18 protein-coding genes are annotated in these 16,245 nt (G+C 63.6%); 10 read left to right on the top strand and 8 right to left on the bottom strand.

Annotated features, from left to right (window positions below; translation table 11 throughout):
• Positions 1–20 precede the first annotated feature (20 nt).
• Genes cpaB through ACZ51H_RS01195 form a run of 6 tightly spaced genes read left to right on the top strand, consistent with a single transcriptional unit; the run spans position 21 to position 6,558 of the window.
• A complete protein-coding gene (gene cpaB, locus ACZ51H_RS01220; protein ID WP_464802198.1) occupies positions 21–1,034 on the top strand; it encodes a Flp pilus assembly protein CpaB in 1,014 nt (337 codons plus the stop codon).
• Position 1,035: 1 nt separating this feature from the next.
• Positions 1,036–2,556, top strand: coding sequence for a type II and III secretion system protein family protein (locus tag ACZ51H_RS01215; protein WP_464802197.1), 1,521 nt, complete (start codon positions 1,036–1,038; stop codon positions 2,554–2,556).
• 17 nt (positions 2,557–2,573) lie between these two features.
• Positions 2,574–3,215, top strand: coding sequence for a CpaD family pilus assembly protein (locus ACZ51H_RS01210; protein ID WP_449471299.1), 642 nt, complete (start codon positions 2,574–2,576; stop codon positions 3,213–3,215).
• A gap of 2 nt (positions 3,216–3,217) precedes the next feature.
• On the top strand, positions 3,218–4,498 hold the full coding sequence (locus ACZ51H_RS01205; protein WP_196225420.1) for a pilus assembly protein CpaE: 1,281 nt from the start codon (positions 3,218–3,220) through the stop codon (positions 4,496–4,498).
• 58 nt (positions 4,499–4,556) lie between these two features.
• Complete coding sequence (locus ACZ51H_RS01200; RefSeq protein ID WP_196225419.1) at positions 4,557–5,552, top strand: type II secretion system F family protein; 996 nt, start codon at positions 4,557–4,559, stop codon at positions 5,550–5,552.
• 16 nt (positions 5,553–5,568) lie between these two features.
• Positions 5,569–6,558 carry a type II secretion system F family protein gene (locus ACZ51H_RS01195; RefSeq protein ID WP_196225418.1) on the top strand — a complete coding sequence of 330 codons (990 nt, stop codon included), beginning with the start codon at positions 5,569–5,571 and terminating at the stop codon, positions 6,556–6,558.
• Positions 6,559–6,661: 103 nt separating this feature from the next.
• On the opposite strand, the gene ACZ51H_RS01190 is transcribed toward ACZ51H_RS01195, so the two are convergent.
• From ACZ51H_RS01190 to ACZ51H_RS01170, 5 genes are all read right to left on the bottom strand, one after another.
• Positions 6,662–7,354: an aspartate/glutamate racemase family protein gene (locus ACZ51H_RS01190; protein WP_196225417.1), complete on the bottom strand. Its 693-nt coding sequence runs from the start codon at positions 7,352–7,354 to the stop codon at positions 6,662–6,664.
• A gap of 57 nt (positions 7,355–7,411) precedes the next feature.
• Positions 7,412–8,065: a hypothetical protein gene (locus tag ACZ51H_RS01185; RefSeq protein ID WP_196225416.1), complete on the bottom strand. Its 654-nt coding sequence runs from the start codon at positions 8,063–8,065 to the stop codon at positions 7,412–7,414.
• Positions 8,062–8,343: an NAD(P) transhydrogenase subunit alpha part 2 gene (locus ACZ51H_RS01180; protein ID WP_464802196.1), complete on the bottom strand. Its 282-nt coding sequence runs from the start codon at positions 8,341–8,343 to the stop codon at positions 8,062–8,064. The genes ACZ51H_RS01185 and ACZ51H_RS01180 overlap by 4 nt, the downstream gene beginning before the upstream one ends.
• A 126-nt stretch (positions 8,344–8,469) precedes the next feature.
• On the bottom strand, positions 8,470–9,588 hold the full coding sequence (locus ACZ51H_RS01175) for an NAD(P) transhydrogenase subunit alpha (RefSeq protein ID WP_464771910.1): 1,119 nt from the start codon (positions 9,586–9,588) through the stop codon (positions 8,470–8,472).
• A gap of 25 nt (positions 9,589–9,613) precedes the next feature.
• On the bottom strand, positions 9,614–9,739 hold the full coding sequence (locus ACZ51H_RS01170; protein WP_449471288.1) for an aa3-type cytochrome c oxidase subunit IV: 126 nt from the start codon (positions 9,737–9,739) through the stop codon (positions 9,614–9,616).
• A 157-nt stretch (positions 9,740–9,896) separates the two neighbouring features.
• On the opposite strand from ACZ51H_RS01170, the gene ACZ51H_RS01165 reads away from it, so the two are divergent.
• Together ACZ51H_RS01165 and ACZ51H_RS01160 are read left to right on the top strand one after the other, a co-directional pair.
• Complete coding sequence (locus ACZ51H_RS01165; protein WP_449471287.1) at positions 9,897–11,345, top strand: sigma-54-dependent transcriptional regulator; 1,449 nt, start codon at positions 9,897–9,899, stop codon at positions 11,343–11,345.
• Positions 11,346–11,432: 87 nt separating this feature from the next.
• Positions 11,433–12,050 carry a hypothetical protein gene (locus ACZ51H_RS01160; RefSeq protein ID WP_464802195.1) on the top strand — a complete coding sequence of 206 codons (618 nt, stop codon included), beginning with the start codon at positions 11,433–11,435 and terminating at the stop codon, positions 12,048–12,050.
• Positions 12,051–12,194: 144 nt separating this feature from the next.
• On the opposite strand, the gene ACZ51H_RS01155 is transcribed toward ACZ51H_RS01160, so the two are convergent.
• Entirely contained in the window at positions 12,195–13,010 is an 816-nt protein-coding gene (locus ACZ51H_RS01155) for an HpcH/HpaI aldolase/citrate lyase family protein (RefSeq protein WP_464802194.1), read from the bottom strand.
• A gap of 97 nt (positions 13,011–13,107) precedes the next feature.
• Between ACZ51H_RS01155 and ACZ51H_RS01150 the strand changes: the two genes are divergently transcribed.
• On the top strand, positions 13,108–14,082 hold the full coding sequence (locus ACZ51H_RS01150; RefSeq protein WP_464802193.1) for an SPFH domain-containing protein: 975 nt from the start codon (positions 13,108–13,110) through the stop codon (positions 14,080–14,082).
• A complete protein-coding gene (locus tag ACZ51H_RS01145) occupies positions 14,082–14,525 on the top strand; it encodes an NfeD family protein (protein ID WP_464802192.1) in 444 nt (147 codons plus the stop codon). The genes ACZ51H_RS01150 and ACZ51H_RS01145 overlap by 1 nt, the downstream gene beginning before the upstream one ends.
• Before the next feature lie 215 nt (positions 14,526–14,740).
• Here the strand turns inward: ACZ51H_RS01145 and ACZ51H_RS01140 are convergent, their stop codons facing one another.
• Positions 14,741–15,043 (bottom strand): hypothetical protein, encoded by a 303-nt coding sequence (locus ACZ51H_RS01140; RefSeq protein ID WP_464771906.1) that lies wholly within the window; start codon positions 15,041–15,043, stop codon positions 14,741–14,743.
• Positions 15,044–15,353: 310 nt separating this feature from the next.
• Entirely contained in the window at positions 15,354–16,169 is an 816-nt protein-coding gene (locus ACZ51H_RS01135) for a ferredoxin--NADP reductase (RefSeq protein WP_449471277.1), read from the bottom strand.
• Between the last annotated feature and the right edge of the window lie 76 nt (positions 16,170–16,245).

Below are 16,245 nucleotides of genomic sequence, written 5' to 3'. Positions count from 1 at the left end.
TGAGGGAGGCGAATTTCATCATGGACGGCAAGAAAATCGTGCTGCTGGCGGGGGCGCTTATCATAGCGGTCACAACAGCTCTTCTCGCGCGCAACATGCTGAGTTCGTCTAGCGCGCCCCAGGCTAGTGCTTCATCCATGCCGGTGGAAGCGGATCAGCCTCATGTGCTGGTCGCGACCAAGGCGCTCCCAGTGGGCACCATCCTCGACGCGGAAAGCTTCCGCTTCCAGCCATGGCCGAAAGATCTGGTCGAGCAGGCCTATTACATTCAGGGCCAGACCGATCCCGCCAAGCTGGCGGGCAGCGTCGTGCGCACCGCCATCTCGGCCGGTCAGCCGATGACCGTCGGTTCGGTGATCAAGCCGGGTGAGCGCGGTTTCCTCGCCGCAGCGCTCGGGCCGGGCATGCGCGCCATCACCGTGCCGGTGTCCGCGCAAAATTCGGTCGCGGGCTTCGTGTTCCCCGGCGACCGCGTCGACCTGATGCTGACGCAGAGCGTAGCGGGCGGCGGCGACGGTGAAGCGCTGAAGGTGTCTGAAACCATCCTGCGCAACCTGCGCGTGCTCGCCACCGACCAGCGCATGGACGCGCTGGGCGCGGACGGAAAGCCGGTCGTGCAAACCTATTCCAACGTCACCATCGAAGTGACACCCAAGATCGCGGAAAAGATCGCGGTGGCGCAGACCATCGGTTCGCTGTCGCTGACGCTGCGCTCGATCGCCGACAATGCATCGGACCTCGACGCCGCCATAGCTGGCGCCGACGTCGATCTGCCTGATGGCGCCAATCCGAACGCGGAAAAGAAGATCATCGCAAAGCTCGCCGCTCGCCCGGTCGACAAGGGCAGCACCTTTTCCACAGGCGCGGACGTATCTCGCTACCAGCGCAGCTCCGTCCCCGCCAAGCCAGTGCAGACCGCCGGAATCGAAGTGCCCGCGGGCGGCGGTCAGGCAGCGCCGGGCGGCGTCAGCGGACCTGTGATCCGCATCGCTCGCGGCACCAATGTGACCGTCGTTCCGGTCGGGGGGAAATAAGATGAAGCGTATCAACATTGATGCGGGCAAGAAGGCGGTGAAACCGCTCATCGGCCCCGCGATCGCTCTCGGCCTCGCCGCCGCCATGGCCGCCACGCCGACCACCGCACTCAACGCCGCGCCTTCATCGATGCAGGACAATGCGATCCTGATGTCGGTGGGCGGCAGCAAGGTCATCAACCTGGGCGCGAAGATGTCGGACGTGGTGATCGGCGACCCCAATGTGGTCGACGTCCATGTCCGTGCCCAGAACCAGCTCTATTTGATCGCGAAGGCAGCCGGTGAAACCACCGTCTTCGCCACCGCGACCAACGGCAAGGTGCTGTTTTCCGGCACCGTCCGGGTCGGCAACAACCTGTCGAATATCGACGAAATGCTGAAGCTCGCGATGCCCGAGGCCGCCATCGCCGTCAATAAGATGAACGGCATGGTCCTGCTGACCGGCACCGTCGCCGCGCCAGAAGATGCAGCGGAGGCCGAACGGCTGACGCAGGCCTTTGTGGGCAAGGAAGTGACCGTGGTCAGCCGCCTGCGCACCGCGACGCCGCTTCAGGTCAATCTTCAGGTCAAGATCGCGGAAGTCAGCCGCGACATAGGGCATCAGATCGGCGTGAATCTGAGGGGTCTTGGGACGGGATCAGGCAACTTCAGCGGCTACATGAACCGATCCGATCGTGGCTTCGCGACTTCAGGTAGTTTCGTGCCGGGCCTTCCCAATGGCGATATCACTCGTCAATGGACGTTCAACAGCCCGATCGACGGCACCACGTCGCTCGGCTTCGTAGCCAAATTGCTCGGCATGGATGTCGCGGGTGCGCTGGACCTTGCCGAATCGAGCGGCCTTGCCACCGCGCTGGCCCAGCCGAACCTGACCGCGCTGTCGGGCGAAACGGCGAGCTTCCTGGCGGGTGGTGAATATCCCTACACCGTCAGCAACGGCACGCAGGGCAACAGCATCGAGTTCAAACAATATGGCGTGCAGCTTGCCTTCACGCCGACCGTGCTGGCCGATGGCCGCATCTCGCTGCGCGTCCGCCCCACCGTGTCGAGCCTCGACTTCTCGGTGAACACCACCGTCCCGGCGCTCAAGAGCCGCACGGCTGAAACGACGGTCGAACTGGGTTCGGGCCAGGCCTTCATGATCGCTGGCCTGCTCAACAACGACACCGCCAACTCGATCAGCAAGACGCCGGGCTTCGGCGAAATCCCGATCCTTGGAAGCCTGTTCAAGTCACGCCGGTTCCAGCGTCATGAGACCGAACTGGTCATCGTCGTCACCCCTTATCTGGTGAAGCCGATGAACGCGTCGGACGTGCACTTGCCGACCGATGGCTTCCGCAATGCCAATATCGCCCAGGGCCTTCTGCTCCAGCAGGGGAATGACGGGGTGAGCGGCGCGCGCGCGCCCTTGCCACGCCGCGAACCCGGCCCGGCGCCGACGTCCGACCCGCGGGCGGTAGCTCCCCGCGACTCAGGCAAGCGTTCGGCGAAAGCCGCCGCCGCGCCTGGCTTCAGCTTCTGATCGGAAGGACGACAGTCATGACTTCCCTGTCCGCCAAAAATATCCTCCGCTTCGGCACGCTCGCCATGTTGGCGCTGCCGCTTGCCGCCTGCAATTCCAGCGTCAATCGCGGGGTCGAATCGGTGCATCAGCCGGTCGTCAGCCACGATACCTACACTTTCGACGTTCAGGCTGGCCCTGACGGCGCCATTGCCCCTTCGGAAGCGCGGCGCCTGGACGACTGGTTCGCTTCCATCGGCCTTGGCTATGGCGATCAGGTCGCGATCGTTACCGATGCCTATTACAGTCCTGAATTGCGCGAAAGCATCGCCGATGTCGTCGCCCGCCACGGCATGCTGGTGGGTGAGGACAGCTCCGCTGCGGCAGGCTCCGCGCCTGCTGGCAGCGTCCGGCTGGTGGTGCGCCGTGCAACGGCACGCGTGCCCGGCTGCCCCGATTGGTCGAGCAAGAAGGAAACCGAATCCCAGCTCGGCGCCACCTCCAACTACGGTTGCGCCGTGAACAGCAATCTTGCCGCGATGGTCGCCAATCCTGAAGATCTGGTGCGCGGCCAGAGCAGCGAAAGCGACCTGCGCACAGCGACATCCAACCGGGCCATTTCGACCTACCGTGAAAAGACGCCGACCGGTTCGGGCGATCTCAAGAACTTAGGACGCTGATCATGAACGCACCCTGGAAACCTGCCATGTCTGGACAGCGCGATCCCTTCCACGCCTTTGTTTGCGACGATCATAGCCACGATCTGCTGGCGATGGTCGCGGCCGAGATGGGCTGGGCACCGGAAAAGGTGAACAAGGGCGGCATGCGCAATGCCGTGCAGAGCCTGTCGGTCAGCGCCAGCCCGCAAATCCTGTTCGTCGATATGTCCGAAAGCGGCGACCCGCTGAACGACATCAACAGCCTTGCCGAAGTGTGCGAACCCGGCACGGTGGTGATCGCCGCCGGTCAGGTCAACGACGTGCGCCTTTACCGCGACCTCGTCGCCAGCGGCATTCAGGATTATCTCCTGAAACCCTTTGGTGCGGACCAGCTTCGCGACGCACTGGCTCAGGCGCAGGCGGTGTTCTTCGCCCCGCGCGACGCGGCGCCTGAACGGCCGCATCTGACCACCGCCGTCATCGGCACGCGCGGCGGCGTGGGCGCTTCCAGCATCGCCACCTCGCTCGCCTGGCTACTTAGCGACAAGCAGAAGCGGCCGACCGCGCTGCTCGACCTCGACGTTCATTTCGGCACCAACGCACTGGCGATGGACCTGGAGCCGGGCCGTGGCCTGACCGACGCGATCGATAACCCCAGCCGCATCGATGGTCTTTTCATCGAGCGCGCAATGGTACGGGCGAGCGACACGCTGGCGATCCTGTCGGCCGAAGCACCGATCAGCCAGCCGATGCTGACCGATGGTGGCGCCTTCTACCAGCTGCTGGAGGAGTTCCGCGCCGCTTTCGAATGCAGCGTCGTAGATCTGCCGCGCCATATGCTGATCCAGCATCCGCACCTGATGAGCGACGTCAATGTCGCCGTAGTGGTCACGGAACTGACGCTGGCGGCGGCGCGCGATTCGATTCGCATCCTGTCCTGGCTGAAGAGCAACGCCCCCCAAACGCGTGTGATCGTGGTTGCCAACCGCGTCCATGCAAGCGCGCAGGAAATCAGCCGCAAGGATTTCGAAACCTCGATCGAACGCAAGGTCGACATTTTGATCCCCTTCGACCTGCGGGTCGCGGCGCAGGCCGCCAAGCTGGGCAAGACATTGGCCGAGGCGGCCAAGGGCAGCAAGGTCGGCGCCGCGTGCGTCAGCCTGCTCGACGCCACCATGGGGGCAGCCGAGGATAGCGAAGCCGTCGATGGCAAGCCCGCAAAGAAAAAGGGCGACTCCCTGCTCGGCAAGATCGGCGACCTCCGGGGGCTGATCCCGGCGCGCAAGGACAAGGCCAAGGCCTAGATTTGGTTCTGGCATGCCGTCATCTGGCGGCATACCTTTTAACGGAACGGGCGATACCATGAGCAATTCGATATTGCTGATCATGCTGCTGACGGCCTTCCTGGGTCTGGTAGCGATGGCCTTTGCTGGCCCCTCGGCTGAAAAGGCCAGCAAGCGCCGTGTCGCCCTGATCCGCGAACGTCACAGCGGATCGACCGACGCGCTGATGGAAGCGCGCATGCGCAAGGCCATTTCCAATCGACAGCCGGGCAACGAGATGAAGATGCTCGTTTCGCTGGTTCCGAACCCGGAAAATCTGGCCAAGCGCATCCGCATGACCGGCAAGAAATGGACGGTCAGCCAATATATGACCTCCTGCGCCTTCATTGCTCTGGGCATCTGCGCCTTTCTGTTCGTGCGCGGCTTCGCACCGCTGCTCGCCATCATGGTCAGCCTGGCTGCAGGGCTCGCCCTGCCCCACATGTGGGTCGGCCGCCTGATCAAGAAGCGGGTGATGCAGTTCACGATGAAATTTCCCGACGCGCTCGAACTGCTGACACGCGGTCTGCGATCGGGCCTGCCCATCACCGAAACGCTGGGCGTCGTGGCAAACGAAGTGCCTGGGCCAGTGGGTGAGGAATTCAAGCTGATCACCGAGCGCATCAAGATCGGCAAGACGATGGATCAGGCGTTGCAGGAAACGGCCGATCGCCTCGGCACGCCGGAATTCCAGTTCTTCGTCATCAGCCTCGCGATCCAGCGGGAAACGGGCGGCAACCTTGCCGAAACTCTCTCCAACCTCGCAACCGTGCTGCGTCAGCGTGCGCAGATGAAGCTGAAAATCCGCGCCATGTCGTCGGAATCCAAGGCGTCGGCCTACATCATCGGCGCGTTGCCGTTCCTGGTGTTCGGCATGATCTGTTACATTAACTTCAGTTACATGCACCCCTTCTTCACGCCCGATCCGGCCGGCCTGTTTGGGATGTCGACGATGCAGGTCATCGGTCTGGGCGGCATGTGCTGGATGAGCATAGGCGTCTTCATCATGGCGCAGATGATCAACTTCGAAATCTGACGGGGGATAGAAAGACATGGAAACCGCTTCCCCCGCCGGCACTCTTTTCGGCATGAACGCCACGGATTTCGGCACCTTGCTTGCCGCCATGGCGACGCTGGCCATGCTGTTCGTGCTCTATACGGTAATGACCGTGCGCGACCCGATGGCAAAGCGGGTCAAAGCGCTCAATGAACGGCGCGAACAGTTGAAGGCGGGGATCACCGCGTCCACCGCGCGCCGCCGCGCCAAGCTGGTCAAGAAGAGCCAGACGACCGACCAGATGCGGTCCTTCCTGTCGAGCCTGAAGGTGTTGCAGGACGACCAGCTGAAGGAGGCCCAGCTGAAGCTGGCGCAGGCGGGCATCCGGTCGAAGGATTTGGCGGTCGCCGTCATCTTCGGCCGCATGGTGCTGCCGATCGTCATCGGCGGTCTGGCTGCTCTGCTGCTCTATGGCGTCGGCATCTATCCCGACTGGGGCGGCGCGAAGCGTTTCATGGCCTTCGCCGTGGCGCTGCTGCTGGCCTACAAGGCGCCCGACATCTTCATCGACAACAAGATCCAGAAGCGCTCCGCCGCGATCCGCAAGGGGTTGCCCGACGCGCTCGACCTGCTCGTCATCTGCGCCGAGGCGGGCCTGACCGTCGATGCCGCCTTCAGCCGCGTCGCCAAGGAATTGGGCAAGGCCTATCCGGAACTGGGCGACGAGTTCCAGCTGACGGCGATCGAACTCAGCTTCCTGACCGAACGGCGCATGGCCTTCGAAAATCTCGCCAACCGCGTGAAGCTGGATGCGATCAAGGGCGTGGTCACGACCATGATCCAGACCGAGAAATACGGCACACCGCTCGCTTCGGCCCTGCGCGTGCTGTCCGCTGAATTCCGCCATGAACGCATGATGCGCGCCGAGGAAAAGGCCGCGCGTCTGCCCGCCATCATGACGGTGCCGCTCATCCTTTTCATTCTGCCGACGCTGTTCGTCGTGATCCTTGGCCCTGCGGCCTGCTCGATCAGCACGGCATTCTGAGACAAGCTAAAAAGGGGAGGAAGGGGACGTCCGAGAGGGCGTCCCCTTTTCTTGTCCGGTCTATTCGTTTCTCGACAGCGCTCGAAACGAACGGAGTGCCGGACTAGTCGCCCAGGATAACATCGACCCCGGCCCGCGCGTGGATCGCCGTGCCGTCATAGATGGGCAGCACGTTCGCCTTCACATCCACGATCATTTCCAGTTCGGTGCAGGCAAGGATCGCCGCCTGCACATTCTCCTTGGCGATGTCCGTCAGTTCCGACCGCATATAGCGTTCGGATTCGCGGCTGACCTTGCCGATCGTCAGTTCCTCATAAACGATGCGGTCGATCCGCTCGGCGAGTTCCAGGTCCGCAGGCAGCAGCGAAATGCCGTGGCCGACCAGCCGTTGCCGGTAGAATTTCTCGGTCATGACGTTGCGGGTGCCTATCAGGGCAGCCCTTTGCACGCCGTCGGCCTTCATCTTGCGGCCCACCGCATCGGCGATGTGGATGATCGGCGTGTCCACCCCGCCCTGCACCTCTTCATAGACGCGGTGCATGCTGTTGGCACAGATCAGCAGCGCCTTTGCCCCCGCCTGCTCCAGCCGCCGGGCGGACGCGGTCAGCACCTGCGCGGCATGCGCCCACTCCTCCTCCGTGGTGGAGCGGCCGATGTCGGCGAAGTCGAGACTTTCGATCAGCAGGGGCGCGCTGTGCTGCCCGCCCTTCGCGCGGTACACCGCCTGATTGATGATCTGATAATAACGTGCCGTCGATGTCCAGCTGAGACCGCCGATCAGGCCGAGCTTCTGCATGGTGCGCCTTACCCCAATTGCCGTCCGGGAGTGCCCCGGCGTCTGTCCGCTTCAGCGTTACGGACGGGCCTCCGCGTCGGCAAGCCCCTTCCCGCGCGCGCCACCGCATAAGCGCAACGCGATTCCCGTTCCCGCCGCTCCGCCAAGCCCGCCGACAACGGCCAGGCCCATATTTTCCAGCAGGAAAGCGAAGGCTGCGGTGGCCCAACCGACCATTCCGATGCTGATAGCGAGCAATGCCATATTTCCGCCCCCACGCCTCAACAGCGCGAAGGCTGCGGCGGCACAGGCGCCACTTCCCGCCAGCGCCACCACGCCGAGAGCCAGCAAATGGCGCGTCGCGACATCGGCGCTCCCCTCATCAACCAGGCCGAAGGCGAAGGGATTGAGCCAGGCCGCGGCGGCGGCGGAAATCATTGCCGCTCCCGCAAACCCGGCGAAAATCGTCAGCAGCACCGTCAACCGGCTTTCCGGCCATTCCCGTCCGAGCAACAGGCCAAACGCCCCGCCGATCAGCAGCGCGCCGATAATCTCCGGCGCGTTGAGCACGTCCATGTCGTAGACGGCGGCTGCGGACAGGATCACCGTCCCTGCCAGAGCCGTCTGGCGCCGCCGCCTGCCAGCCACGGTGCCCAGCGGCCACAGCGCGAAAACGAACAGCGCCGCCGCTACGGTCTGAGCAAGGATGATCGCGTCAAAGCTCGGGCTCACGGGCGTTTCGCTGCCTGTTGCGATTTTTCAGCCCGGCGCGTCGCGACATAGCCGCCGCAAAAGGAAGCGCTGGCAAGAATGAGGGCAATCAGGCTCAGATAGCGCGCCCAAGTGCTGCTCACTTCCGCCGCAACCACCAGCGTTCCGGCGATGCCAGCAGGGGTGAGCAGGAATAGCGGGACGACTCGGCTGCTCAGGTCGTCCATCGACAGGCGCCATGCGGCAATCGCACCAATCGTGCAGGCAAGAAGGAAATAGAAGAGGAGAAGCCCGCTCATTCCTGCCTTTTGAAGGTCATGTTGAGGCCGATCGAAACGGAGATTCGCACGGCGGGGCCGCCGCTACTGCTCGCCCCAAAACGAAGACCTCCTCCCCCGCGCAAGGCACGGGAGAGGAACAGTCCCTTACTGCAATCGGTCGCTGACGACCTTACCGCCCTGCGTCAGGCGGATGGCATTGCCTATTTCCTCGTCCAGCACCGGCGCGTTCTGGTCCTTGTTCCAGAAGGCGGAGAGGAAATTATAAAGGTTGCGCGCGAACAGGGCCGAAGCATCGGCGGCAAGCCGCGAAGGCACATTCTTGTGCCCGACGATCTTCACGCCATGGCGCTCGACCACCTGGCCCAGCACCGCGCCTTCGACATTGCCGCCCTGCTCGACGGCGAGGTCGACGATCACGCTGCCCGGCTTCATCGTCGCGATCTGCGCGTCGGTGATGAGGCGCGGCGCGGCCCGGCCCGGTATCAGCGCGGTGGTGATGACGATGTCCTGCTTGGCGATGTGGCTGGACACCAGTTCGGCCTGCGCTTTCTGGTAATCCTCGGACATTTCGGTGGCATAGCCGCCCTTGCCCTCGCCCTCGATACCCGCAACGCTTTCGACAAAAACCGCCTTCGCGCCCAGGCTTTCGATCTGCTCCTTGGTGGCGGAGCGCACGTCGGTCGCCGACACCTGCGCGCCCAGCCGCTTGGCCGTCGCGATCGCCTGAAGCCCGGCAACGCCCACGCCCATGACGAACGCCTTGGCCGGGGAGATCGTGCCCGCCGCCGTCATCATCATCGGGAAAGCGCGGCCATATTCGGCCGCAGCGTCCAGCACCGCCTTGTAGCCAGCAAGGTTCGATTGCGAGGAAAGTATGTCCATCGACTGCGCGCGGGTGATGCGCGGCATGAATTCCATCGCCAGCGCTTCATAGCCCGCCGCTGCATAGGCATCGACACGCGCGCGCTCCACGAAGGGATTGAGGCCCGCGACGATCCACGCGCCGGGCTTCGCGCCTGTAATGGTCGCGACGTCCGGCCCCTGAACGCCCAGGATAATGTCCGCGCCCGCCACCGTCGCGGCGCGATCCGCAATCGTTGCGCCCATCGCGGCATAGTCGGCGTCAGCGATGGCGGCGGTCAGGCCCGCGCCTGCTTCCACCGCGACATCGGCGCCCAGCGCCTTGAACTTCTTGACGGTTTCCGGCGTACCGGCCACGCGGCGCTCACCTTCGGCAAGCTCCTTGATGATTGCGATCTTCATCGACATCCCCCTCGCCGCTCCAGTCTTAGCTGGAGATCAGCAGGACGACGATCGCAGCCAGCACCACGCATGCGGTGGTGCCCCACTTCACGAGGGACACGAACCCCGAATAGGTCTGGGTCGCGCTCTCCATATTTCCTTCTGACGCCATTTCCATTCCCTTAGTCGCCTGTGTTTTTAAGCGCGCCCCTCTTATCGACAAGGTTCTCCCCCCTCAACCTCGAAACAACGCAAGAAAAACTTTCCGGTTAAGGGCGCCTTTACCCCCTTGGGCTAGGCTGCTGCCACGGAACAAGAAGAGGGGTAAGATGGCGCGCGACGGCGTTCCCATGCTGATGCTGATCGATGAAGAGCCTGCCCAGCGCAGGCTTGTGTCGGCGCTCGCCGCACGCGCCGGGTGGCGCACGATCTTCGCCAGCGACGGTGACATGGCGATCGCCATGCTCGGCACGCAGGACGGCATGCGGCTCGACGCGGTGCTGCTCGACCAGTGGATTCCGGGTCCGGAAGCCACTGGCCTGGTCCGCGAATTGCGCAGCCGCCGCCCCGCCCTGCCAATATTGATACTGACCGCGCATAACAGTGTCGCTGTTGCCGTCGATGCGATGCGCGCTGGTGCGACGGACTATCTGGCCAAGCCGGTCGCACCCGAAAGGCTGCTCGCCGCGCTCAACGCCACCCTGTCGCAGGAGCATGGCAAGGGCGAGCTGCGCCCGCTTACGGAAAAAATCTCCGCAGCCCTCTCGTTCGAAGATGTGGTCGGCGCTGCCCCCCAATTCCGCGCTGCCCTCGCCATTGCGGCAAAGGCGGCACGCGCCCGCGTGCCCGTCCTGATCGAAGGCGAAAGCGGCGTCGGCAAGGACGTCATCGCCCGCGCCATCCACGCGGCCTCGCCCCGCCACAAGCAGGCGATGATCACAGTCAATTGCGGAGCCATCCCGGCCAACCTGGTCGAATCCGACCTGTTCGGCCATGAGCGCGGCGCCTTCACCGGCGCATTCGAGCGTCAGGTCGGCAAGTTCGTCGCCGCCGACATGGGCACGATCTTCCTCGATGAAGTCAGCGAAATGCCGCTCGACGCTCAGGTGAAGCTGCTGCGCGTCCTTCAGGATGGCGAAGTGCAACCCCTGGGCGCGCGGCGGCCGGTCCATGTCGATGTGCGGATCATCGCCGCGACCAATAAGCGGCTGGTCGATGAAATCGAAGCGGGCCGCTTCCGCGAGGACCTCTATTATCGCCTGAACGTCGTGCAGTTGACCATCCCGCCACTGCGGGAGCGGATCGGCGACGTGCCCGCGCTCTGCCGCCATTTGCTGGCCCGCATCGCCACCCAGCCGGGGCTGCGTGGCCTGGGCCTGACCGACGATGCGCTCGCGCTGCTGATGCAGCATGAATGGCCGGGCAATGTGCGCCAGCTGCAAAACGCCCTCTTCCGCGCCGCCGTCCTGTGCGAAGGGGACGCCTTGACGCCGCAGGATTTTCCACAGATCGCCGCCCACATCCGGACGCGCGCCAGTGGCGAGCCGCTCCATCCCCGCCTGCGCACCGTGCCGCAGACGCACCGGGAAGCGGCCGGCATCACCCTGTTCGAAGGCGACGGCCATGTCCGCCAGCTTGCGGAGATCGAAGCGGATGTCATCCGCCTCGCCATCGGCCATTATCGGGGCCGCATGACGGAGGTCGCCCGCCGCCTCGGCATCGGCCGTTCGACCCTTTACCGCAAGCTCGCCGAACTCGGGATCGACAGCGCGGCCTGAACCGCGCCCGTCGCGGCGCAGCGCTCATCCGCCGCTCGGCATCGTTGCGACGTTGAAATGTCGGGCCGCCTATGCTTTGGACAGGGCATGAAAAAGCTCAGCCAAGCCGCCCTCCTCTCCGTCCTCCTGCTGGCCGCCTGCGGACGCGCCGAGCCGGTGTCGGATATGCCCAGCCAGGAGGAACTGGCCGCCGCCGCCAATGCCGCCACGGCCAAGGCGCTGGCGGAGAGCAAGGCGGAGGCTGCCGAGAACCGCAATTATGTGAATGACGATCGCGGCTTTTCGGTCAGCTTCCCCGAAGGCTGGGAACAGGATGCCGCCGCAAGCACGCCCGATGGCACGGTCTTTCAGGACCCCGGCGCAGGCGCAGACGTCCGCGTCTTCTGGCAGCGCAACGGAGAGCAGCAGACGCTCCAACAGGTCGTCCAATCGATGAGCAGCGGTTCAGAAGGCGTCGATGGCGACTTCATCGGCGACAATGAATATCGCGGCACGGCAAACGATGGCGAGGGTAATAATGTCGCCGTGCGCCTGCTCCGCCAGCCGGACGGGGGGATCGTTACCGCCACCTTCGTATATCCGGAGATGCTGAGCGAACAATATCAGCCGATCGCGAAGAAGGTGCTCGATAGCTTGCGTGTTTTTGCGGCGAAGGGGGCGGTGCCTTCAGAGGCGGGGAATGCGGCCAACGCTACGAAGCGATAGAGGCCATATCCCCCCTCCCGCAAGCGGGAGGGGCCGGGCGTGGGCCTGCGCAACGCCAGATTTGCATTTGACGCGAGTTCAGAAGCTCGCTTCGCTCGCGCCCACCCCTAACCCCTCCCGCTTGCGGGAGGGGAACAAGATGGCTCAACCCACCCCCGCCTCAGCCCGAGCAACAAGCGCCCGGGCCTCCTCAACATGCATCCCCTCGATCATGCGCCCCTCAAACCGCTCAGCCCCGCCCGTCGCCGCCTCGATCAGCCGGCGGGCATCAGCCACCGCCTGCGCATCCGGCCCGAACACCTGGTTGGCGACGGGCACTTGGCTCGGGTGGATCAACGTCTTGCCGTCAAAACCAAGGGCGTGCCCGGCAGCGCATTCCGCTTCGAACCCCGCTTCATCGTCCAGTCGGTTGAACACGCCATCGAATACCGCGATCCGCGCTGCCCGCGCGCTCAGGATCACGGACTGCAAGGCGAAGCTCAGCCCTTCCCGACCCGCCGAAGGAGGAATGCCAAGGTCCTGCCGCAGGTCATTGGTGCCCATGAACAGTCCAGCCGTGCCCTCCTCCGCCGCGATCGACGTGGCGGCAAGAACGCCAGCCGCGCTTTCGATCATGGCGATGACCGGCTTTTGGCAGACGCTGAACACGTCGCGCACCTGCTTGCCGCTTTCGACCTTGGGCAGGATGACATAGTTGGCGGCGGAACGCTTGACCGCGATCATTTCCGGGCCGTGCCACGGTGTCCCTTCGGCATTGATCCGCACGGCGCACAGCCGTTTGCCAAAGCCTTCAGCGGCAGCTTCGACAGCGTTGGCGCGTGCCTCTTCCTTCCGGTCGTCAGCCACCGCATCTTCCAGGTCCAGCATGACCATGTCGCAGGAAAGCGTGCGCGCCTTGGCGATGGCGCGCTTGTTCGACGCCGGCAGGAACAGCAACGATCGGGCGTGGCGCAGCAACATGGCAGTCTCCTGTATGGCCCAACCGCCTTCGTGACGGTTTGACTTTCCCCGTTAACGAATCCGCGTCATAGTCAAGCGCTTCTTAAGGGGGAAAAAGATGCTGACGACCTTCGCGCTAACGGTGACTTTCCTGGTGCTCTTCTATCTGGCCGTCAGCGTCAAGGTGGTGCGCCAAGGCTATCAATATACCATAGAACGCTTCGGCCGTTTCACCGAAGTCGCGCGCCCCGGCCTCAATTTCTACCCCGCCTTCTTCTACGCCGTCGGGCGCAAGATCAACATGATGGAGCAGGTGGTCGACATTCCGGGGCAGGAGATCATCACCAAGGACAATGCCATGGTGTCGGTCGATGGCGTCGTCTTCTTCCAGGTGCTGGACGCCGCGAAGGCCGCCTATGAAGTCTCGGAACTGTACGTCGCGATCATGCAGCTGGCGACGACCAACCTGCGCACCGTGATGGGGTCGATGGACCTTGATGAAACCCTATCGAAGCGCGACGAAATCAACGCGCGCCTGCTGTCGGTCGTCGATCATGCCACCAACGCCTGGGGCATCAAGATCACGCGCGTGGAACTGAAGGACATCCGCCCGCCCGCCGACATCGTCAACGCCATGGGCCGCCAGATGAAGGCGGAACGCGAAAAGCGCGCGCTGATCCTGGAATCCGAAGGCCTGCGGGCTTCTGAAATCCTGAAAGCCGAAGGGCAGAAGCAAAGCCAGATCCTGGAAGCCGAAGGCCGCCGCGAAGCTGCCTTCCGCGACGCCGAAGCCCGTGAACGCGAGGCCGAGGCGGAGGCCAAGGCGACGCAGATGGTGTCGGAAGCGATCGCGAACGGCAACGCACAGGCGATCAACTATTTCGTCGCCCAGAAATATGTCGATGCGGTGAGCCAGTTCGCCACCTCGCCCAATGCCAAGACCATCCTGTTCCCGGTCGAGGCGACGCAGCTGATCGGTACGCTGGGCGGCATCGGCGCACTTGCCAAGGAAGCCTTGGGCAATGACGGCTCGCCGCCTCCCTCGCCCCCAGCCCCGCCCCGCCGCAGCCCCTTCGCGCAGGGTCAGAGCTGATGGACTGGCTCAGCATGCTGGACGATCATTGGGGTTGGCTGGTCTTCGCCGCCCTGCTCGGCGTCGCCGAAGTGATGATCCCCGGCGTGTTCCTGATCTGGGTCGCGCTGGCGGCGGCGGTGACGGGGCTGATCGCGCTACTGTTGCCGGTATCCGTGCCGGTGCAATTGCTGATCTTCGCCCTGCTTTGCCTGGTATCGGTCTGGGGCGGCCGCCGCTGGTATGTCGCCAATCCTGTGAACTCGCAGGACCCATTGCTCAATGACCGCACCGCCCGCCTGATCGGCGAGATCGTGCTGGTGGTCGAACCCATCGAAGCAGGCCACGGCCGCGTGAAGGTGGGCGACAGCGTCTGGTCCTGCCGAGGCCCCGACGCGCCAGCGGGAAGCCGGGTACGCGTGGTTGGAGCGGAGGCATCAGTGCTACAGGTGGAATTGGTTTGAGGCTGGTGGCGGCCATTCCCCCTCCCGCAAGCGGGAGGGGTTAGGGGGTGGGCTGGCGCAACATCTGCCTTGTTTTGTGGGATAACCCAGAAGCTCGCTCCGCTCGCGCCCAGCCCTAGCCCCTCCCATAATCGGGCGGATGATGACTTGAACGGGTGGGAAGGGGACTGTCTGGTTGCGAGCAGGTTTTTCAATTATCAGACGCTGACCAGCCTTCAGAATGGAGGCTGCAAAATCGCCTTCTCGTATTCGGCAACCAAGCGGTCAAATTCCCGCTGCTGCTTCCGTATTTGATTTCTGCGTCGATAAACAGTCACAAGCAACACAACAGCGGATGCCGCGCAAATGAAGGCTAGCGCAGGTGCACCATCTCGAATGGCAAGCGCAGTGTAGCAGACCAAAATCACCGCGAAGATCCACGCGGATATCACGCAGAACGTGGTCAAACGCCAGTACATAGGCGCTTCAGGTCTACCGCTTCGGGGATCGAAAGTGACTTTCTGGGTGAGGCTCCACATAATTCAATCCTGCCACAGATTGCCAAGGTGATGCTAGCTAACTTCGTTTTGCAAAGTCCGCTAACGGGAGTGGAAATCAGAGGAAGGAACGACCACAAATGGTCGTTAGCCGACACTCCCATCCCGTCATGCCAGCGCAAGCTGGCATCTCAGTCGATGGCGCTCGGCCTAGCCTCACGAGATCCCAGCTTTCGCTGGGATAACGGAAGTGCAGTGATTACAAATGGTCCTGCGCAGAGGTTCGCCCATTCCCAAACAAAAAGGGCCAGCGTCACCGCCAGCCCCTCTCGTACCACCGATTTCCGCCCGCTTACCCGACGAAAGCACGCTCGATCACGAAAGCGCCCGGCGCCGCGTTGGAGCCCTCAACAAAACCTTCGCCCTCAAAGAACGCCGCGAACTGCTTGATCATCTCCATGCTGCCGCACATCATCACGCGGTCTGTCTCCGGGTTGAACTTCTTGTCGCCCGAGATGCCTTCGAACAGCGCCCCGCTCTCGACCAGCTTGTCGATCCGCACATTGTTGCGGAACGGTTCGCGCGTGACGGTCGGCACATAATGGAACTGGTTCGCGGCCTGTTCGGAGACAAGCGGGTCTTCCGCCAGCTTGCCGGTCATCTCGTCATGGAAGGCAAGGTCGCTGACCCGGCGGACGGAGTGGACCACGACGACCTCTTCATAAAAGTCGTACACGTCCGGATCGCGCGCCAGGCTGAGAAAGGGCGCCAGGCCGGTGCCGGTCGATAGCATGAACAGGCGCTTGCCCGGCAGCAGCGCGTCAGTCACCAGCGTGCCGGTGGGCTTGCGGCCAAGATAGATCTGGTCGCCCGGCTGGATCAGCTGGAGCTTGGACGTCAGCGGCCCGTCCTGCACCTTGATCGACAGGAACTCCAGTTCCTCGTCCCAGGCGGGGCTGGCCACGGAATAGGCGCGCAGCAGCGGCTTGCCATTGTCGCCCTGCAACCCGATCATCACGAACTCGCCCGAACGGAAGCGGAAGCTTGCCGGGCGGCTGATGCGGAAGCTGAACAGATGCTCGTTCCAATGCCGCACCGACAGCACGGTTTCGACAGTCAGGGCGCCGGTCGGCTCCAGTACCGGCTTTTCGATTGTCACGTCGCTCAAAACCTTGTCTCCTGCCAAATCCACTTGGCCAACGCCCGGTCAGGACGCCAGTTGCGTGGCTTTCGCAATAAGTGAT

It is taken from the genome of Sphingobium sp. TomMM15, from assembly GCF_055397045.1.
Note: the sequence above shows the minus strand (reverse complement) of the source record. Positions and strands in the feature narration are given on the sequence as shown.